At 52.2% G+C, this 18,954-nt stretch carries 19 protein-coding genes and 1 pseudogene; 19 read left to right on the top strand and 1 reads right to left on the bottom strand.

Features of this window, described 5'->3' with window-relative positions; genetic code table 11:
• Positions 1–60 precede the first annotated feature (60 nt).
• Positions 61–1,020, top strand: a complete 960-nt coding sequence (gene corA, locus BN2762_RS25110) for a magnesium/cobalt transporter CorA (RefSeq protein WP_055109627.1) — start codon at positions 61–63, stop codon at positions 1,018–1,020.
• 46 nt (positions 1,021–1,066) lie between these two features.
• Here corA and BN2762_RS25105 read toward each other — a convergent pair whose 3' ends face one another.
• Positions 1,067–1,582, bottom strand: coding sequence for a hypothetical protein (locus tag BN2762_RS25105; protein ID WP_055109626.1), 516 nt, complete (start codon positions 1,580–1,582; stop codon positions 1,067–1,069).
• Positions 1,583–1,809: 227 nt separating this feature from the next.
• Here BN2762_RS25105 and BN2762_RS25100 point away from each other — a divergent pair, with 227 nt between their 5' ends.
• From BN2762_RS25100 to BN2762_RS27995, 18 genes and pseudogenes are all read left to right on the top strand, one after another.
• On the top strand, positions 1,810–2,100 hold the full coding sequence (locus BN2762_RS25100) for a YerC/YecD family TrpR-related protein (RefSeq protein WP_055109624.1): 291 nt from the start codon (positions 1,810–1,812) through the stop codon (positions 2,098–2,100).
• Positions 2,100–2,996, top strand: a complete 897-nt coding sequence (locus BN2762_RS25095) for a sirohydrochlorin chelatase (RefSeq protein ID WP_083485170.1) — start codon at positions 2,100–2,102, stop codon at positions 2,994–2,996. Before BN2762_RS25100 ends, BN2762_RS25095 begins: the two co-directional genes overlap by 1 nt.
• Positions 2,997–3,017: 21 nt before the next feature.
• Positions 3,018–3,899 carry a diacylglycerol kinase gene (locus BN2762_RS25090; protein WP_055109622.1) on the top strand — a complete coding sequence of 294 codons (882 nt, stop codon included), beginning with the start codon at positions 3,018–3,020 and terminating at the stop codon, positions 3,897–3,899.
• A 780-nt stretch (positions 3,900–4,679) separates the two neighbouring features.
• Positions 4,680–6,320 (top strand): annotated as a pseudogene (gene rlmD / locus BN2762_RS25085) (23S rRNA (uracil(1939)-C(5))-methyltransferase RlmD).
• A 272-nt stretch (positions 6,321–6,592) separates the two neighbouring features.
• Entirely contained in the window at positions 6,593–7,420 is an 828-nt protein-coding gene (locus tag BN2762_RS25080; protein WP_055109620.1) for a ParA family protein, read from the top strand.
• Entirely contained in the window at positions 7,368–8,306 is a 939-nt protein-coding gene (locus BN2762_RS25075) for a ParB/RepB/Spo0J family partition protein (protein ID WP_055109617.1), read from the top strand. The genes BN2762_RS25080 and BN2762_RS25075 overlap by 53 nt, the downstream gene beginning before the upstream one ends.
• Before the next feature lie 84 nt (positions 8,307–8,390).
• A complete protein-coding gene (locus BN2762_RS27160) occupies positions 8,391–8,561 on the top strand; it encodes a hypothetical protein (RefSeq protein ID WP_154674789.1) in 171 nt (56 codons plus the stop codon).
• A gap of 31 nt (positions 8,562–8,592) precedes the next feature.
• On the top strand, positions 8,593–9,684 hold the full coding sequence (locus BN2762_RS25070) for an SAF domain-containing protein (RefSeq protein WP_055109614.1): 1,092 nt from the start codon (positions 8,593–8,595) through the stop codon (positions 9,682–9,684).
• Positions 9,685–9,693: 9 nt separating this feature from the next.
• A complete protein-coding gene (locus BN2762_RS25065) occupies positions 9,694–10,416 on the top strand; it encodes a hypothetical protein (RefSeq protein ID WP_055109612.1) in 723 nt (240 codons plus the stop codon).
• A gap of 39 nt (positions 10,417–10,455) precedes the next feature.
• The gene (locus tag BN2762_RS25060; protein WP_055109610.1) at positions 10,456–11,304 is read left to right on the top strand and encodes a CpaE/TadZ family protein; all 849 of its coding nucleotides are present in this window, start codon (positions 10,456–10,458) and stop codon (positions 11,302–11,304) included.
• On the top strand, positions 11,301–13,169 hold the full coding sequence (locus tag BN2762_RS25055) for a P-loop NTPase family protein (RefSeq protein ID WP_055109608.1): 1,869 nt from the start codon (positions 11,301–11,303) through the stop codon (positions 13,167–13,169). Before BN2762_RS25060 ends, BN2762_RS25055 begins: the two co-directional genes overlap by 4 nt.
• Positions 13,159–15,222 (top strand): hypothetical protein, encoded by a 2,064-nt coding sequence (locus BN2762_RS25050; RefSeq protein ID WP_055109606.1) that lies wholly within the window; start codon positions 13,159–13,161, stop codon positions 15,220–15,222. The genes BN2762_RS25055 and BN2762_RS25050 overlap by 11 nt, the downstream gene beginning before the upstream one ends.
• Before the next feature lie 72 nt (positions 15,223–15,294).
• The gene (locus BN2762_RS25045; RefSeq protein ID WP_007130992.1) at positions 15,295–15,774 is read left to right on the top strand and encodes a hypothetical protein; all 480 of its coding nucleotides are present in this window, start codon (positions 15,295–15,297) and stop codon (positions 15,772–15,774) included.
• 72 nt (positions 15,775–15,846) lie between these two features.
• Complete coding sequence (locus BN2762_RS25040) at positions 15,847–16,236, top strand: hypothetical protein (RefSeq protein WP_055109604.1); 390 nt, start codon at positions 15,847–15,849, stop codon at positions 16,234–16,236.
• 10 nt (positions 16,237–16,246) lie between these two features.
• Positions 16,247–16,795, top strand: a complete 549-nt coding sequence (locus BN2762_RS25035; RefSeq protein ID WP_055109602.1) for a hypothetical protein — start codon at positions 16,247–16,249, stop codon at positions 16,793–16,795.
• Positions 16,782–17,759, top strand: coding sequence for a hypothetical protein (locus BN2762_RS25030; RefSeq protein WP_055109600.1), 978 nt, complete (start codon positions 16,782–16,784; stop codon positions 17,757–17,759). Before BN2762_RS25035 ends, BN2762_RS25030 begins: the two co-directional genes overlap by 14 nt.
• An 87-nt stretch (positions 17,760–17,846) precedes the next feature.
• A complete protein-coding gene (locus tag BN2762_RS28000) occupies positions 17,847–18,512 on the top strand; it encodes a copper amine oxidase N-terminal domain-containing protein (protein WP_230202598.1) in 666 nt (221 codons plus the stop codon).
• Positions 18,488–18,952: a hypothetical protein gene (locus tag BN2762_RS27995; protein WP_230202597.1), complete on the top strand. Its 465-nt coding sequence runs from the start codon at positions 18,488–18,490 to the stop codon at positions 18,950–18,952. The genes BN2762_RS28000 and BN2762_RS27995 overlap by 25 nt, the downstream gene beginning before the upstream one ends.
• Positions 18,953–18,954 lie beyond the last annotated feature (2 nt).

Here is an 18,954-nt window from a genome sequence, read left to right as displayed (position 1 = left end):
TTGGATATGCGGGGCCCTCTATTGAAATCGATGAGGAAAATGAATTTAGGAGGGGCGGCCATGCTGCGAATCATGGGCATTACGCAGGATCACAAGGTGAAAACGGATTTACCGCTGGAGGCTGTCCACCAGGGCAGCTATGTATGGTGCTGGGTCGATTTTGATGAACCGACAGAGGAGGAGTCCGAGCTGCTCGCCTCCTTCTTCGGATTCCATCCGCTGGCCATTGAGGATTGCCTGCATGTCCTGCAGCGGCCGAAGCTGGATTATTACGAGGAGTACCAATTTCTTGTGCTGCATGCCATGAACCCGGAAACGCTCCGAACGGTCGAGGTCAATCTGTTTATCGGCAGCAGCTATCTCGTGTCCTATCATAAGAAGAAGCTGGCGGAAGTGGATCAGGCCTGGGAGAAAATGCGGGGCCGGACGCATGACCGGAAAATTTGGTCGAAGGGGCCTTATGCTGCGGCTTATGTGGTGATCGACAGTCTGGTGGACAATTATTTCCCCTGCGTATATTCGATCGAGGACGATCTGGACGAATTGGAAAAGCAAGGGGGCCGGGAGTCCGTTGAGGTGCTGTTGAATCAGGTCTTTGTGCTGCGGAGCCGCCTGCTGAAGCTGCGGCGTACGATTGTACCGATGCGGGACTTAATGTATCGGGTCTTGAACTCCCAGCATATTCAAGGAGAGAAGGAGCCGCGCGTGCATTTCTCGGATATCTATGACCATCTTCTAAAGCTGTCCGAGATGATTGAGAGCAACCGCGAGATGACCGCAGACTTAAGGGATTCCTATATTTCGCTGAACTCCAACCGGATGAATGGCATCATGAAGACGCTGACGGTCATTACGACTGTATTCATGCCGCTCACGCTGATTGCGGGAATCTACGGGATGAACTTCGTGAATATGCCGGAGCTGAACTGGAGATATGGATATTTTGCTGTACTTGGAGTCATGGGCGTGCTGGGCATCTGGATGATTCTGGCGTTCCGGAAGCGCGGCTGGTTTAAATAAGCCGGGTCTGGCGTTCTATTGTGCCCGGCAAAGCGCCGCCGCTAGTTCAGCGGCGGCGATTGCCGGATTTGCCGGCTCCCCGGGATCCCGTCTTGCGGCGCGGCCTGCCCTTGCGGCTGCCTCCTTTGCTCCGCCGCCGGCGGGGTCTGTATTCGTCCAGCCGGTCGTTTCTGCCGCCCTGAAGCCCCGGCCCTTTTTTGGCACCAGGGAGCAGTCCTGTGAATAGTTTGGCCATAGGGGCGAACTGCTGAACGGTCTGCATGACCTTCTGTACTTTGCCGACCGTGGCCAGTATCCCTTCAATCCCGCCGAGCCTGTCGACGATGCCCTTGAGATCGCCCAGATTCGGCAGGGAGAAGCCTCCCGAGGATTTCGAGGCTCCGCCTGAGGCGGCGGGAAGCGATGCGCTCTCACTGGCCACAGGCTGTGGCGAATAAGGAACCAGAGCGGAGGATTCCGCTTTTTGGGCAGATGGCGTCTCCAACGGATCGATCCCAGGGTAATAGTTCGTATACGGCACAGGGGGCGTTACGCTGCGATGAGGGGGATAATAATGAGGCATAATATCACTGTCCTTTTAAAATATTTAGGGTGGAAATAGGCGTTTGCATTACTATACTGTATGTGCTGTGTATAGCGAGTGTATAGACGAATGTCCCGGGTAGGGTGGGCCTTTGCATATTTGGGCGTTATTTCTGTGAAGCGTGAAACCGTTAACGCTTGAAAAGCAGGCTGCTGCTCAGGTACAATGAAGGTGTGTTTATAGTAACCGTAGGGGATGATTAATCAGTGCAACTTAAGAAGTTGAATGATAAAACGATCGACCAATTATTTGAAGCTATCCTTACATTGAAGAATATCGAGGAATGCTACATCTTTTTTGATGATTTATGCACCGTTAACGAAATACAATCCTTGTCCCAGCGCCTGGAAGTGGCGCGCATGCTCGGCAAAGGAAATACCTATAATCAAATCGAGGCGGAGACCGGAGCCAGCACGGCGACGATTTCCCGCGTCAAGCGCTGCCTGAATTATGGTAATGACGGGTACAAGATGACGCTTGAACGCCTGGGGCGCTAATGAAGCCAAGCTTGGACGTGCTGCGCGGACCATTCGGGGCGTGGGAGCAGGATTACGGGCAAGGCCAAGGGCAAGTGAACGTTGAGTTGGAAAATACGCAGGAGACGCTTGCGGCGGATCGCCAGCTGCGTCCCGGCGTTCTCGTTATCAGCCACGGGTCACCGGACAGCCACTGGGTGAAGCTTGTGGATGATGCGGTAGCCGCCGTTCGGGCAGAATTACCGGAGGGGCTTCCCGTGGAAGCCTCTTTCCTTGAAATTGTGGACGGCCGCCTCATACAGGACGGAATCGACCGGCTGGAACTGCAGGGCGTCACCGATATGATCGTTATTCCCCTGTTTATGTCCTCGGGGAGCACGCATGTGGATGAGATCGCTTATGCGCTCGGGGTTACAGACACGCCGGAGAAGGAGACGGATTTGGAACGTTTCCGCCTCTCTGCACGCGTGTTTTTTGGCGAGCCTGTAGATGACCATCCTCTGGTTGCGCAAATGATCTGGGATAAAGTCAAGCCAATGTCCCGGGAGCCAGGGCGGGAAGCGCTGCTGCTGATCGGCCACGGCAGCAGGCATGAGGGCTTCCGCCAGCGCTGGGAGCGGGGAATCTCCTCGCTGGCAGCGCGGGTCAAGGAGATTGGCGGCGTAGCCGCAACTGATTTCGCGCTGTTAAATCCTGATAGCGTGCATAGGAAGGTCAACTATTGGCAAGAACGGGGATATGAGGTGCTGATCGCCCCGTTATTTTTAAGTGCAGGGTATTTCACGAAGCAAGCCATCCCTTCCAGGCTGGAGGGGATGGCCTATCGCTACTCGGGAGAAGCGCTGCTTCCCCATTCGCTGCTGCCTCACTGGATGTTGGATCAAATATTGCATATAATGAGGTCATTGAAATTATGATAAACGGGTGGCGTTCATAACATGAAAAGGGCTAGGTTAATTTATAATCCCTCCTCCGGGCGGGAGGAGATGCGGCGCTTGCTTCCTGACGTGCTGGACCGCCTGGATCTGGCCGGCATCGAGACGTCATGCCATGCCACGACGGGTGAAGGCGATGCGACGCGAGAAGCGGCGGAAGCGGTGCGGCGCGGCTATGATATCATCATTGCAGCTGGCGGTGACGGCACGCTGAATGAGGTCGTGAACGGGATGGCAGGACTTGAGAATCTGCCGCCACTCGGCATCTTCCCGATGGGAACGACGAATGACTTTGCCCGCGCTATAGGGATCCCCAAGCGTTGGGAGGATTATTGCGACTTGCTCATCGACAACAAGACGCGGCCGATCGATATCGGCAAGGTGAACGGGCGCCATTTCATTAATATCGCTGGTGGCGGCTCGCTCACAGAGCTGACTTATGAGGTGCCCAGCAAGCTTAAGACGATGATCGGCCAGCTTGCCTATTATATGAAGGGCATCGAGAAGGTGGCCAGCCTGTCGCCGACCCAGCTGATTATCCGCGCCGAGGGGCATGGGGTGCTGGAAGGCGAGTTCATGCTGTTCCTGATCGCGAACAGCAACTCCGTCGGCGGCTTCGAGAAGCTGGCGCCGGATGCGCGGATCGATGACGGCCTGCTGGATGTCATTGCGGTTCGCAAATGCAACCTGGCCGAATTCATCCGCCTGCTGACGATGGCGCTGCGCGGCGATCATTTCAGTGATCCGCGCGTCGTCTATTTCAAGACGAGACGGATGGAGGTCACCTCGCCGGGCCTGGTCCAGCTGAATCTGGACGGTGAGCTGGGCGGAGAGCTGCCTGGCGTGTTCGAGATTTTGCCGTCGCATTTGCGGATTTTTGCTTAGGTGCGAGGGTTAGCGGGTTAGAGGATTAGCTGGCAGGTTCGTTTGCTGGGAAACGTTAGTGTATTGTACTATGCAGTAGTGTGCTGTATTGTACTGGGCTGTATTGTGCTGTGCTGGCGAGGCGATCAACCTACGCTGACTATATCGTCGGATTTGAGTGGATTGCAGGGTAAGAGGATAGTGAAAAGTCGATATTTTGATGAATATAGAGGGGCTGTTTCCGAAGCATGCAGGATGCGGGGAACAGCCCCGGCTTCATGAAGGCGGCATGAGAGGAGATCAGACAATGCTGTAATGGGTTATGCTTGGATGAGATACAGTGGGGCGGGAATGGCAGGAAGATAGGAAAAGCGGGAAGAGTTGAAGGGCCTGAAACCTGGGGAACGGAAAGATGTTATAGACTTGAGAGTTGGAGGACCTGGAGAGTGAAATGAGCAGGAAGGGCAGGACGGGCAGGAAGGGCAGGAGCAGAAGATCCGAAAGCCTGAAGACCTGAAGACCTGAAGACCTGAAGACCTGAAGAGAGAAGATTAAGATCAGGATATCTGGTAGAACGGATGGCCTGGAGACCTAGGAGGTTTAGTAGATCCGACAGACTGGACAAACCTGACAAATCCGGCAGATCTGGCAGGATCGGCGGAACCGACAGAACTTGCGGAACCGGCGGAACCGACAGAACCGGCAGCCACTAAAAGACGGGAATCGTGAAGAAACAGAAACCCTGGCAGATTTTCTAAATATGAGGGAATAACCTTACAAGAAAGAAGTGAAGTACCAGCAATGAAGAGGCAGCGAAGTAATGGGACCGCGGGCAGGAAGGAATCAGCGGGCCGTGCCTACGGATCGGCGGAGCGCGAGACAGGTATCCGCAGCTCTAGTAAACGAAGCAGAAATGGAAGTGGCGGTAATTTGCGTGGCGCTAGAAAGCAGCAGGCTCCAGAAATCGCCGGATTGCCTGTCAGCAAAAATGATGAAGTTGTTATCGATATCATCGGCATGAACCACGACGGCGAGGGCGTGGGTCGGGCAGAGGGCTACACGCTGTTTGTAGCTGGAGCGCTTCCGGGCGAGAAGGTGCTCGTGAAGGTGCTGAAGACGAAGAAGCAGTACGGCTATGCCAAATTGCTTGAGCTGCGTGAAGCCAGCCCTGATCGCGTAGCTGCGCCGTGCGGCATTTACGACAAGTGCGGCGGCTGCCAGCTGCAGCACTTAAGCTACGCGGGCCAGCTGGCCTGGAAGCGCCAGCACGTGGTCGATGCGCTGGAGCGCATCGGCAAGCTGCGCGTGGCGTGGAAAGTGCGTAAGAAATTGCCGGACATGGCGAGCCAGCTGGACGAAGACGGGGGCAGAAAGGGCGTGTAGGAGGTAGCATCCGGTACATGGGAGGGCGGCGTGGTCGTGCTGCCGACGCTCGGCATGGCGGAGCCTTGGCGCTACCGCAACAAGGCCCAGGTGCCCGTCGGCGTCACCGACGGCGCCCTGGTGGGAGGCTTCTATGCCCGCGGCAGCCACCGCATCGTCGACATGGAGACCTGCCTGATCCAGCATGAGCATAACGATGATGTCGTCACCCGCGTGAAGGCGATCGGGCGCGAGCTCGGCATCACCGCCTACAACGAAGAGACGGGGCGAGGCCTCTTGCGCCATGTCGTCGTGAAGAAGGCTTTTCGCACCGGGGAAATGATGCTTGTCCTCGTCACCAATGGGCAGGACATTCCACATGTTGAGGCCTGGATCAGCCTGATCCGGGAACAGCTCCCGCAGGTGGTCAGCATTTGCCAGAACATGAACACGAAGCAGACCAACGTCATCTTTGGCGACGAAACCCGCGTCCTCTGGGGACGCGACGTCATTTATGATTATATCGGAGACGTGCAGTTTGCGATCTCGGCGCGGTCTTTTTACCAAGTGAATCCGGTGCAGACCGAAGTGTTGTACAGCAAGACGGTGGAATATGCGGGGCTGACCGGAAGAGAGACCGTTATCGACGCCTACTGCGGCATCGGGACGATTTCTTTGTTCCTGGCGCAGCACGCTGAACGCGTATATGGGGTAGAAATCGTTAAGGAAGCGATCGACGACGCCCGCAGCAATGCCGATTTGAACGGGATGAAGCATGTGACGTTTGAGGTGGGAGCTTCGGAGGATGTTATCCCCCGCTGGAAGGAGCAAGGCATTGAAGCTGATGTGATCGTGGTTGATCCACCGCGCAAAGGCTGCGATCCCCGCTTGCTGGAGACGATCTTGGAGATGAAGCCGGAGCGAGTCGTATATGTAAGCTGCAATCCGTCGACGCTGGCAAGGGACTTGCGGATTCTGGAGGACGGCGGGTACCGGACGGTGGAGGTACAGCCGGTGGATATGTTCCCGCATACGGTGCATGTGGAGTGCGTAATAGGAATATGTCGAGTCGATACGTAGAAGTGCTGAATCACCAGTATACTGCAAAGTATGTATCCTTTACAGAAGCAGGAAAGGATTATAGGAATAAGATACTGAACGATAAGATCGAGGTTTCTATTATTATCGACTTGGAATGGATAGATACACCTAGTGATTTTTAATTGAAAACAAGAATATCCAAGAGAGCGTCCTTATCGGGCGTTCTCTTTTTATATAGATATTTCTTCAAAGAGCCGGTTGTCCTGAATCTCTCAGGCAGCCGGCTTTTTGCATGAAAGGAGGAACAGCGTATGACGAAGGTGATTGCTCTTGCCAATCAGAAAGGCGGTGTCGGCAAAACGACTACGGCCGTCAACTTGGGTATTGGCTTGGCGGCAGAAGGCAGGAAGGTTCTTCTGGTGGATGCAGATGCGCAAGGAAATCTGACGGATTCATTAGGTTACCACGAACCGGATAGTTTGCCGATTTCTTTGGCTACACTGCTCGTTAAAAATATGTTGGAAGAACCGTATCCGCCACAAGAAGGCATTTTGCATCACCACGAGGGGATTGACCTGATGCCCGGTAATATCGAATTGTCTGCTGTGGAAGTCTCGCTTGTCAATACAATGAGCAGAGAAACAATTTTGCGCTCCTATATTGACAAGGTGAAAAAGGACTATGATTACGTCCTCATTGACTGTATGCCCAGCTTGGGCATGTTGACCATCAATGCGCTGGCGGCCGCTGATAGCGTCATCATTCCGGTTCAGGCGCATTATTTGCCGGCAAAAGGAATGACGCAGCTTTTGCAAACCATTTCCCGTGTCCGCCGCCAAATCAACCCGAAACTGCTGGTAGATGGCGTGCTGCTGACGATGGTGGATAGCCGGACCAACTTTGCCAAGGATATTTCCTTTGTTCTTCGGCGCGATTATGGCGACAAGCTGCGAGTATTTCAAACGGAAATCCCCCTTTCTATTCGGGCGGCGGAAACAAGTGCCAAGGGGAAGAGCATTTATGAGCATGACCCAAACGGACAAGTAGCCAAAGCTTATGCAGCTTTAACAAAGGAGGTGCAGAATATTGGCAAGGAAAGACGACAGACGCGCCAGCATCAAGCTGACCACAGTCGATGATTTGTTTTCGACTGATGAGGGGCGAGCGGATGCGCAGCGGGAAAAAGTCATGGAACTTCCAATATCTGAGATCAGCGACTTCCCCGATCATCCATTCAAAGTAATGGCGGACGAAGCAATGCTGGAAATGGCGGACAGTGTGAAGCGATACGGGGTGTTGGTTCCCGGATTGGTACGTCCGAAGGCAGAAGGCGGGTATGAGATGGTTGCCGGACATCGGCGAAAAAAGGCGAGCGAGTTGGCTGGCATGGAAACGATGCCTTGCATTGTTCGAGAACTGGACGATGATCAGGCAACCATAATTATGGTGGACAGCAACCTACAACGGGAACATATCGCGCCTAGCGAGAAGGCGTTTGCCTATAAGATGAAGTTGGAGGCGATGAAAAGACAGGCAGGCAGACCAAGTAAAGAAAATGTGTCCCAAGTTGGGACACAAAAACGTTCCGATGAACTGTTAGCAGATCAAGTAGGAGAAAGTCGCAATCAAATTCAGCGATATATCCGCTTGACTCATTTAATCCCTTCCATTCTTGAAATGGTAGATGAAAAACGTATCGCGTTTAATCCGGCTGTCGAGTTGTCTTACTTGGCCGAAAAAGAGCAGCAAGACCTTTATGAAACGATGCAGTCCGAGGACTGTACTCCTTCTTTGTCGCAGGCGCTGCGTATGAAGAAACTGAGTCAGGACGGACGGCTCAACATGGATGTTATCTTCTTTATTTTGACGGAGGAAAAGCCCAATCAGAGGGAAAAAATGCACATTCAGCGGGAGCGCATTGATCGCTTTTTCCCTAAGAATTTCACTGAAAAACAAAAGGAAGAGCTTATTGTTCAACTGTTGGAAAGCTGGTATCGCAAGCGGCAACGCGAACATGAACGATAATCTTAAGCAACATCAACTAAAAATAGCCACTCCTTTCTCTCCATAGCCGGGGAGTTTTTTTGTGCTTACGAGGAGGTGACTTACATGCTCTTTACTGAAGGTAAATGGCGGAAATACGAGCGCTTAATGAAAGAAAGGCCCGGTTTTGACCGTAGAGAACCGGAAGATGAATCTGAGCGTTCCAACACAGCTAAAGAGGAACGAAGAAAAAGAAGTCGAGACAAGCATAAAAGCAATAAGAAGGAAGGAAGTTGAAATTCATTTGGTATAGAAAGGAGTCGTGAGCATGTCTTGGACCTATCGTCATCGCAAGATGCTGGTGATCGCTGCCATTTTGTTCGGCATCCTTTTGCTCGTGTCGGCTGTCATTTTTCACTTGATGAGACAAGCTGAACAACAGCAGGAACATCAGGAAGTGATCGCTCATTATGAGAGGCAAATAGAACAGTTAACAGCGACTAAAGAAGAATCGCTGCAAACGGTATGGACCGTGGCTCGAACCATTCCGGCTGGCGGTCAGATCGTACCGGAAGACATTACGGCGATGACCTTGCCGACCGCATTGGTTTCGTCCGAGATGATCGCTAAGAAAGAAGAGGCGGTCGGTAAACATACTAAAGTTGAAATTTCCCCGGGAATGCCGCTTCTTGCTTCTGTGCTGTATGAGGGCACGCCGATTGCCAAGGATGTGCGGACACAAGAGTTTCAAATCATCCAGCTTCCGTCGCATCTGGAAAAATCACAGTATATCGATGTGAGGATCAACTTCCCGACTGGCGAAGATTTCGTTGTGCTTGCCAAAAAGCAGGTGCTTGATCGCGAGGGAACCGTTATTTGGCTGGAGATGAATGAAACCGACCTGCTGCTCACATCAAGCGCGATCATCGATGCTTATCTGCAAGGCGCAAGATTATACGCGGTGCCCTATATCGAACCGGGACTGCAAGAGGCAGCGACGGCGACTTATCCGGCCAATCCGATGGTGTTGGATTTATTGGAGCAAAACCCGAACCTGGTTGAGCAGGTTTCTACTGAGCTGGCTCGTCAGCAACGCGAAAGGTTGGAAAGCAACCTGAATGAAATGAGCGAAGCGGACAAAATGCGGGTGATGTACGGCAATGTCACCGTGCAGCAACAACTCATGAATGAACGGGCCGCAACACAGCAAAGCAATGCCGCTCAGCAAATGCCGCAGCCCCTTAGTTTCCCGGAGCAGGATGACCAAGAGTCGGTGCAAGGAGAAGATGAACAGCCGCCTTCTTCCCTTCCGGTCGTGGTAGAAGAAGAATCGCCCGAAGCGACGTTGCCCGATCCACCGCCTGCATCCGAGCCAGAGTCAGAAACGGACCTGGATTATTCAGATATCTTCAATCAATAAGGAGGAACCATGAAAAAGATTGTGTTTTTAGGAGCGCCGGATAAAAGCCATGTGCTGTTATTGCTTGGCAAACTCCTGGCCGCAATGGATTACAAGGTGCTGGTGGTGGACTCCACTCTCGCACAAACGACACAGGGATATTTGCCGCAGGAAGAATTACGCGCCCCGCTCTACGAGTTTGAAGGTGTGGACGTGGCCTGTGGGTTTATCTTGTATTCGCAGATGGAACGATACTTGTATCAGAAAGCAAATGGCATGGATTACGATGTGATGCTGATGGACACCGACCATACCGAAATGGTCAAAGGGTGGGAGTTGCCCCATTACGACAAGCGGATCTGGTGCAGCAATTTCAACCGATTGACCATGCAGCGAAATGTCGAATTGATGCAGCGGTTATGCTTGCATGAAGCGCAGAATCAACCGGTATCGTTTTACAAGATGATGCTATCCGTTGTTCCTCTGACCGTCTCCGAAGCGTATCTCGATTCCGCTTTTGCTCAGCAGACCATTCGCTGGGAGGAAGCGGTTTTTCGTTTTCCGCTGGATGAGCATGATGTATCTGCCGAGCTGGAAAACCAGCATCATGGCCGCATCGATGTGAAGGGGCTATCGGGAACGTATCGTCGCACGATATGGGAGATGGCACAGCGGCTGTTTGATTGGGACGACAAAACCGTTCGCAAGGCATGGAAGCGAATTCGCCAAGAACGTGCCATCTTCCGTCGCTAATCAGGCTGATCAAAATGATTGAGAAAAGGAGGGGACACGGTGACGGGACATACAATTGTGTTTTGGAGTCCGGTATCGGGAACCGGGACAACGAGTAATCTGGCAGCGACTGCCTCGGTCATGGGACTGGAATATACGGCACACATGTTGCTGCTGGGTCATTGTGAAAGTCAAGATATCGCCTTGAAGCAATGCTTTTATCAAACGCATGCCTCTCGGGAGATGGACATGGATGTCTCAGTCAATATGGGTGTAGATGCGTTATTGCGACTGCTGCAAAACCGAAAATTGCAACCCAACATGATTCGGGATTACACGCTGCCTTTGTTAAAGGACAGGCTCGACTTGCTGCCGGGTTCAAGCAAGCCGGATGATCGTTTTATTGACTTGGCCACCCCTTGGATGGAACCGCTGCTAAGCATGGCGAAACGGATGTATGATCTTGTGTTTGTGGATGGCGGCAGCGGAAATTCATCGGATTGGACCAACAGTTTACTGCGGCTGGCGGATGTGCTGGTGGTGTGCCTCCCGCAAAATCGGTTGGCTGTCCATCGTTTTTTTCGGATGGGTGAACTTCAAACGATGCTCGCAACTAAAAAGCATGTGCTCGTGTTCGGAAAATATGACCGGCATTCAACTTTAACCATTAAAAATTTGTTGCGTCCATACGGACGGCATTTGCGAGCATATTTGGTCAGTTACAATACACGGTGGTTGGATGATGGACAAAACGGGCACGCGATTTCTTACATGTATCGTAATCGGCAAGTGCCGAGGGAGCATGAAAACTATTTGTTTATGCGGGACGTGCGAGCGTTGGCACAGGCCTTGACTGAACAAACGGGCTTGCACAATGCCTTTTTCGGCGGGAAGGAGACCCCGATATGATGGGCGTGTTACATGGTCTGTTGATCGGAGGCATTGTCTTGATTGGCGTATTGTTCTTGTATTTGCGCATGAGCCGAACCTTGCCGGAACGCCAGCAGGAAGCGCCGGTGTACACGTTGAAGGCGATGGAAGAATACGTCAAAGGAGCACTGCATGACGTAATAAGCGCCAATCTGACGGATTACGGTCTATCAGAAGAAGAGTACCGGCGACGGAAAAACAAGCGGGCCGAGATGAAAAAAGCGCTGCGCGGATGCACGTCTGGTGATCTGCGTGACAAAATGTATGTCAAGCAATATATAACCGATTTGCTTGCACAGCACTATACGTTGGATCATGAACATCTGAACCGGTTGATCCCGTTTGATCGCCCTGAATCGTTGTCGCATCAGGATCGGTTTGACATCTTGCTTCATGTATACAAAAAACGTCACGGCTATCGTGCGCTTAGTGAACTCATACGCCGCTATGATCTGGATCGGCCCAAGCCGGATGTCCTAGAAGAACAGGAGCTGTCTTACCGTATCACGTCTGAGGAGATCGGCGAGATTTATGAACAAGAGGACGTCCAGCTATCGGAAGAAGATAAACTGCAAATCGTGGTGCAGCGCATTTACCAGCACTACAAAGGCTTTAGTGTCGTGGACGAACTGCGCGATATGCGCATTGACGGCGTGTCCGGTGGAGTTTCCGGTTTGCCGCCTTCCGTATGGGAAGAAACATGGGATTGGGAAGGGGATGTTCAACTCGGTGAGGTGCCGCGGGCGCATGACAGTGTGTGGGTTTTTTATGAGGGGAAATCCATCCACCTTAGTTTCCTCTCCTTTGGATCGGAACTGGAACTGCGGCGCGTATGCCAAAACATCTACAAGCATAATTTTCCCGGCCAGTTGTCCGAAACGACCGGATACAAGGTGAATGAAATGGCCGACGGTTCTCGTGTCGTGGTGCTGCGCCCCCGATTTGCCGAGTCGTGGGCTTTTTTTGTGCGCAAATTTGATGTGCAAAATGCCACTTTGGAACAGCTGATTCGCGATGAACATGCGGAACTGCCGATTGCTCTGATTCGCTATCTTGTGATGGGAGAGCGCATTACGGCGATAACTGGCGCGCAAGGCAGCGGGAAAACGACGCTGCTTATGGCCATGGTGCGTCATATATCCGCCCTGCTTCCGATTCGCGTTCAAGAGATGAGCTTTGAACTGCAACTGCGCAAAATTTATCCGAATCGTAATATTCTCAGCCTTCGGGAAACGGAAACGATCTCCGGTCAGGCTGGGCTGGACATACAGAAAAAGACGGACGGCTCGGTCAACATTTTGGGTGAAGTGGCGACCGACCCGGTAGCGGCCTGGATGATCCAAATGGCGCAAGTGGCTTCACTTTTTACGTTGTTTACCCACCACGCCAAAACGTTTCGCGATTTGGTGTTGTCCTTGCGCAATTCATTGCTCAAAACCGGCGTGTTTACCAATGAACAGGTGGCAGAACAGCAAGTGGTCAGCGTCATCAACTTCGATATTCATTTAAAACGGGATGCGGACGGTCGCCGCTATATCGAGCGCATCACGGAATGCGTACCGCTTGCACAGGAAATGCCTTACCGGACAGACTTTCGCGAGAAAAAGACGCTCGATGAGAAGATGGATGCGTTTATGGAGACGGTGACGGACTACTTCCATCGCTCCACGGATCGGAAATTGTATGAAGCGCGAAATGTCATTGAATATCGGGACGGCCGTTATGTCGCGGTTCATCCGTTGTCCGAACAAAGCCGCAAAGAGATTGCCGAGCGGCTTGCCGGTCCGGACCAGGCAGCTTTCGAGGCGTTTTTGTGTAATTGGGGGGATGGCGATGAATCTTGAGTGGCTTTCCCTGCTGCTTGGCGGAGCGACGCTGTTGTTTCTTGGGGCGGTCTTAGCGTTTCAATTTTTGTCCCGCTATGGGGAAGCCGGGGCAGCACGAAAGTATGAAGCCTTGCGCCAACCTGCTAAAACGAGCAACAAGCAGGCATTGCACAACGGCATGCAGCAACTCTATACCCTCTGCTCTCGTGTACCGCTCTTGCGTACCTACTTACACTTCATTCGTCGTCGTTTGGTCATTCTCCACCTGGGCGATGAGTGGAAGCTGCGTCTGGAGACGATGCGGACGGCGCTTTGGCTCTGGGGCATGTTGCTTGCAGCGGCTGTGCCGATCACGCTTTGGGTGCGCGATGTATTTACACTTGTCATGCTGATGATTGGCGGTTGGGTTTGCCACGGCATGTTAACAGACGTATTCGTACAACGGTTGGAAATGCGATTGTTGCGTCAGCTACGCCAGTTTTTCGGGGATGTCCGTCATCATTATCACCGACACGGAATGGTAGAAGAAGCGATTTACGAAGCGACGGATGAAGCGCCGTATGAAATGACTTTGCACGGCCAGGAAATCGTTGAAGTGTTGACCGACAGCCACGCGGAAGAACGACTGGAACAATACTTGGAAGCGGCTCCGAACCGTTATTTGAAAGGTTTGGCCGGATTGTCGTATCTGGTGAAGGAATACGGAGACAAACAAACGGATAGCGGATCATTGTATTTGAAGGCATTGGGAAAATTGGCCGGTGAATTAAACTTTGAACTGTTGCGCCGGGAACGCCTTGGATTTTTGCTGCATGGACTGTCCGTTATTGCCCTGCTTCCGCTCTTGTTTACCCGTCCGATTGAAGCATGGGCCAGCTATTATTTTTCGGCGATGGACGCCTTTTACAGCAGTGTGATGGGTTGGAGTATAAAGCTCGGCTTGATGGGGGTCGTTTGGCTCTCCTATGTTCTGCTTCGTCATATTCAGAACTTGGAGACCTCACCGAAAATCACCAGCCGAAAGAGATGGGAAAAATGGCTGCACGGCCGGGGCTGGATGCGTTGGCTTGTTCACCGTTTGGGTCCTGCTCCTGGCTCAAGGGAAGCGGAACGGATGGTGAAGCTGCTGAAAGAAACGGCTTCTCCTTTGCGGTTGGAATGGTTTTATGTCCAGCGAATCGTGGCGGGAAGCATGGCTTTTCTTGCAGCAATGGGACTATTCATAGCTTTGTCTTATGCGGATCGGCATCAAGTGCTGTACGCGCCGGTGTATGCTGATACGCTGTTTGGTCAAGCGACGCCTGAGGAGCAGGAAAAAGCGCTGGAAGCAGCCGTGCTGGATCGGAGAATCATCGATCAAGTAAAGGGGGTGAGGCCTACAGAGGAGTCGCTCTTGGACCTGTTGAGAATGGAGACTGGAGGAGAACGTTCGGATGAAGCGCTTCGCGCGGATACACAGCGCATTATGGGCAAGTTGGAGAAACTCGACAGGCAATACGTCAAATGGTGGCAAGCACTATTGACCGTTTTGGCGGGCTGGGTCGGCTACTGGGCGCCGGTCGGCATTCGCCTGTTCCAGCGCAAGATGCGGCAAATGGAAATGAAGCATGAAGTGGATCAATTGCAGGCGGTCATTGCGATACTGGCCGATATGGATCGCATGTCGGTAGAGCATTTGCTGATTTGGATGGAGCAGTTCGCCCGCGTGTTCAAAGAACCGGTGCAAACATGCCTGCTCCATTTTGATCAAGGCGCTGAACAGGCGCTGGCGCAGCTCAAGGAGGATGCGCCTTTTCAGCCATTCGTGCGCATGGTGGAAAAGCTGGAACTGGCGGAAAGCACGCTGCCAATTCGAAAAGCGTTTGATGATTTGGAGTCCGAGTACGTGTATGCACAGGAAGAACGCAAGCAGGAGTACGAACGATTGATTGAGCACAAGGCGGGCTGGGGCAGAATGATCGGGTTCGCACCAATGATGGCGCTCATTTTCGGTTATCTGGTCATTCCGCTCATTGTTGTCAGCTTGAACCAAATGTCGGTGTACTACGAGCAATTGCAACGCATTCAATGATTCACCTTTAGCGGTGCTTTCCATGTTGGAAAGGACCGTTTTTTATTTCTACATTTAAAGGAGAGATCGACCATGTCCAATGCACAAAAGGCGCTGGTAATGGCGGCGGGCATTTTCCTCGCAATTGCGCTCATTACCCTCGCCGTCGTGTTGTTTATTTCCGCACAAGATTCAACAAAAGCAGCTCAAAGCAATTTTAGCAATATCCAAACGGAATTATCTCAGACGGCCTTTACAGTGTATGACAACACGACACTTTCGGGCAGTCAAGTCGTCAATGCACTGCGCAAGTTTTCGGATCAGGAACAGTTTGGCATCCAAATAATCACCGGGAAAAACCCGACCGGGCAGTGGTATGGCAAAGTCATCAACATTGGCGTTCCGATGGACAGCATTACGTATGGATCGGTCGTTGGCGATGCGCCTGGACGTCTGGAGCATACCGTCGATGAAGCCAATGTGAACTATGTCAATCCGAGCGGAAAGTTTCAGGCGCAATTGGTGCTGGATCGCAGCAATGTCATTCGCGGGATCGTGTTCCGGCAACAATAAGGTGCGAAAATGAAATGAAGCCAAGGGGCGTCCGTCTAGCTGTCGCCCCCTTTTGCTGAAAGGAGGAAGCCATTGGATTACGCGACGCGAACGATGTTGGAGGTGAGTGCATCCTGTCTCCTGTTTTTGATCGCCGTGGTTAACGGGCTATGGCTGTTTCAAAACGGCGCGACGCTTGCCGATACGGCCTATCTCGCCGGTATGACGCAGGACCGGACCATCCGGCAAACGTTGTCTCCCTTGTCCGGTGATGGCAGGATGTCGGGAACCGAAGTGTTTCAGGCCATCGCGCGGTTGGAAGAAGGAGATGCGGAAATCGTGGTGGATGGCGTCCGATACGCATCACCGGTGAACCGGGAGCAATGGTTTTCAGACAGAATCCAACTCCATGGCCGATACAGCGTCTTGCACGAACGTGACACGGACGGGCGGCTGTTGCGCCTGGTAGTCGTCACACGTTGAGGAGAATGCCATGAACAGTTATATCAAGGTGTTTGCGATACTGCTTGCCGTACTGCTGCTTTACATCTACCCGATTTACACAGCGTTCCAGCAGCAGGATGATATTTCAGAATTAGTCGTCCTGCGGGCGACAACGGCGTTTGTGGATGCGGTACGTGACAAAGGATATATTTCACCGACCATGTATACCGATTTCAGACAAACTATTGAGGCGACGGGCCTTGATTTCGATGTGCAGATGGAACATGAAAGCAAGAAATATGTGCCGGTATATGACGATCCGACCAGGCCAGAAACGTTCCAGGGTACGTATGAAGTGCATTACGATGCGTTTTACAACGCTCAGATCTTGCCGGTGCTGTTTCCCGGTAGCTCTGCCCCCAGAGACGACCCGTCAAGAAGGTACAAACTGCGGGTGGGCGATACGTTCACCGTCACGGTCAAAAATGTGAGCCGTACGCCCGGCACGGTCTTGTTTGATTTTCTGAACAGCACCGTCAGCCCGAACGATAAAATATTCATTCCTTATGGCGGGGTGGTACGCAATGAAGTGGATTGAATGGGCTGTCGTTGGTGTGCTGATCTTTTTCCCGTTTGCCACAATCAATCAGATTGATGTGGAACTGATGCGTCAAACGATGCTGCTCGAACTGCGTTATGACGCTGCCATGGATGCTGCGGTGGATGCGGCGGCACAAGCACTCATCATCAATGCTGATCAGCAGCATGAGTCACGCTACGAGTCGGTCAAGCGAGTGGCGGTCAACAGGGAGGAAGCGCTCACGGCGTTTTACCGGACGTTGTACGCCAATTTCGGCATATCCGGCGATCCGGTTGCGCAAGGGGTGTTGAACCGTTACATTCCGGTGATTGTCGTCATTGGATACGACGGGTTTTATGTCTATGCTGAGGATGAATGGACAGATCGTAACGGCCAAACGGTTATGGCACCGGCTTGGGGAACCAAACGGCCCTATGCGTATACCGATTCAAACGGCAACAGCTATTCCTTTACGCTGGATGAACAAGTGCTGGTGTATGCTGCGGCGACTCGTAGTTGGCATGAAGGTTTTCGTAGGGACATTCAGGCGGAGGCCAACATTCCATTGTTAAGAGATGCGGCGTTATTTCATGAAGTGCGGCGCAGCACGATCGTGGGCGCAATACAGGATGAGCTGTCCTATCGGATCAACAAGCATAACGAGGTCGCCCTGCGAAATGGTCTTTCCTATACGTTTACACTGCCGTCCATCCCGCTAGAGGAATGGCATAACACGATTGCCGATGTAGGCGTTGTGGCTTTTATGCAGGGAATTCCGATGGGACGCAAGGTATATAACAACTACGCACTGGGCGGCAGCCGCGTGATGAAGCAAACGGAGATTGTGGGAGCAATGAAAGGCAATATGAAAGTGTATTATCGCAAAAGCTGTCCGTACTCCTATCCGATAGAAGAAACGTTCGCAAGCGAAAAAGCGGCGGCGCAACAGGGCTATATGCCGCTTTCTTGTTCCTCTTTCTAAGGGTGGACAGTCTGACTCATGCACATTATGCTAGTAGTAACAGTACAACCAGTCCAGTCAGGATTACTTGAATAAGAGGTGAAATGAGTGAAGAAATGGTTTATGGCCATGACGATTGCCGTCCTGGTTAGCAGCTTGTTCGGGGCTACGGCAAGTGCTGCCAGTCTTCCTCCTGCGTTTGTAAGCGTGGTGCTGGACGGCAAGAAAATATGGTTTCCCGATGCCCAAGCTTATGTTGATGAGAACCAGCGGACATTAGTGCCGTTTCGCTTTGTCGCAGAGTCGCTCGGTGCCAAGGTTGGCTGGGAAGCTCCGAGCCAATCGGTGCCGATTGAACGGGACGGCCAGCAGATTCGACTGCAAATCGGTTCAAATATTGCGCTTGTCAATGGACAAGAGGTCGCTTTAGATACGCAAGTGGTAACCAAGGACGGCCGGACGTTTGTGCCGCTGCGTTTTGTCAGCGAGGTGCTGGGCGCAGAGGTGGAATGGGACGGCAGTACGTCAACGGTGACAATTCACACGAAGGACATCTCTGAGAGCGACACGGATGAATGGGGCCGCTTGCTCCGCAAGACGGATCTTCCGAAAAATGCGGCGGACTATCCCTACATTTTGGCCGATGTTCCCAATGAGATGTACGAGATGGCGTACCCCCCTCCCGTCCTTCAGAAAGCAAAGTGTCTTCCGAACTGTACGCGACCATCCCCGAATACAACAAGCAGAACGTGGACATCTGGATGGGACACTTAAAAACGTTTGGCGCTTTGTTGTTAAATGTAGATTACCGCACGATTGATGATACGTGGGCGCAGGCCATGTTTGCAACGAAGATGCAAAACTCCAATGCGGAATTGAGATACATTCGTGAATATGTGGATTGGGTGAAAGAAAATCAAATTCATATTATGGGCTACCTGGAACCGGAGCCGTCCATGATTTTTTATGACGGGTTTGGAGCGGATTATATTCGCGTCAAGTTTCGGGTTCAATTCCTCTCGTTTAAACATCATGAACGGTTGATTTATGATAACTGGTTTCCGCAGGAAGCAGATTTTGAAAAGAATGTGTGGTATGAAGGGTACGCCGACATCAAAATGGTCACCAACGTCGGCGGCCATTGGGGAAGCACGTTAAAGGTCTCGCCCACGGCCAGCTTGTTTTTCAACCACACGATTTCAAAGGTGGAATGATC

The organism is Paenibacillus ihumii (genome assembly GCF_001403875.1).
Classification (GTDB): Bacteria; Bacillota; Bacilli; order Paenibacillales; family Paenibacillaceae; genus Fontibacillus; species Fontibacillus ihumii.
This window is presented reverse-complemented; position numbering and strand designations above follow the sequence as displayed.

Excerpts from the sequence above, each read along its gene's own strand:
- corA (WP_055109627.1), top strand. The coding sequence starts at position 61 with ATGCTGCGAATCATGGGCATTACGCAGGATCACAAGGTGAAAACGGAT.
- BN2762_RS25105 (WP_055109626.1), bottom strand. The coding sequence starts at position 1,582 with ATGCCTCATTATTATCCCCCTCATCGCAGCGTAACGCCCCCTGTGCCG.
- BN2762_RS25095 (WP_083485170.1), top strand. The coding sequence starts at position 2,100 with ATGAAGCCAAGCTTGGACGTGCTGCGCGGACCATTCGGGGCGTGGGAG.
- BN2762_RS25090 (WP_055109622.1), top strand. The coding sequence starts at position 3,018 with ATGAAAAGGGCTAGGTTAATTTATAATCCCTCCTCCGGGCGGGAGGAG.
- BN2762_RS25080 (WP_055109620.1), top strand. The coding sequence starts at position 6,593 with ATGACGAAGGTGATTGCTCTTGCCAATCAGAAAGGCGGTGTCGGCAAA.
- BN2762_RS27160 (WP_154674789.1), top strand. The coding sequence starts at position 8,391 with ATGCTCTTTACTGAAGGTAAATGGCGGAAATACGAGCGCTTAATGAAA.
- BN2762_RS25070 (WP_055109614.1), top strand. The coding sequence starts at position 8,593 with ATGTCTTGGACCTATCGTCATCGCAAGATGCTGGTGATCGCTGCCATT.
- BN2762_RS25065 (WP_055109612.1), top strand. The coding sequence starts at position 9,694 with ATGAAAAAGATTGTGTTTTTAGGAGCGCCGGATAAAAGCCATGTGCTG.
- BN2762_RS25055 (WP_055109608.1), top strand. The coding sequence starts at position 11,301 with ATGATGGGCGTGTTACATGGTCTGTTGATCGGAGGCATTGTCTTGATT.
- BN2762_RS25050 (WP_055109606.1), top strand. The coding sequence starts at position 13,159 with ATGAATCTTGAGTGGCTTTCCCTGCTGCTTGGCGGAGCGACGCTGTTG.
- BN2762_RS25045 (WP_007130992.1), top strand. The coding sequence starts at position 15,295 with ATGTCCAATGCACAAAAGGCGCTGGTAATGGCGGCGGGCATTTTCCTC.
- BN2762_RS25035 (WP_055109602.1), top strand. The coding sequence starts at position 16,247 with ATGAACAGTTATATCAAGGTGTTTGCGATACTGCTTGCCGTACTGCTG.
- BN2762_RS25030 (WP_055109600.1), top strand. The coding sequence starts at position 16,782 with ATGAAGTGGATTGAATGGGCTGTCGTTGGTGTGCTGATCTTTTTCCCG.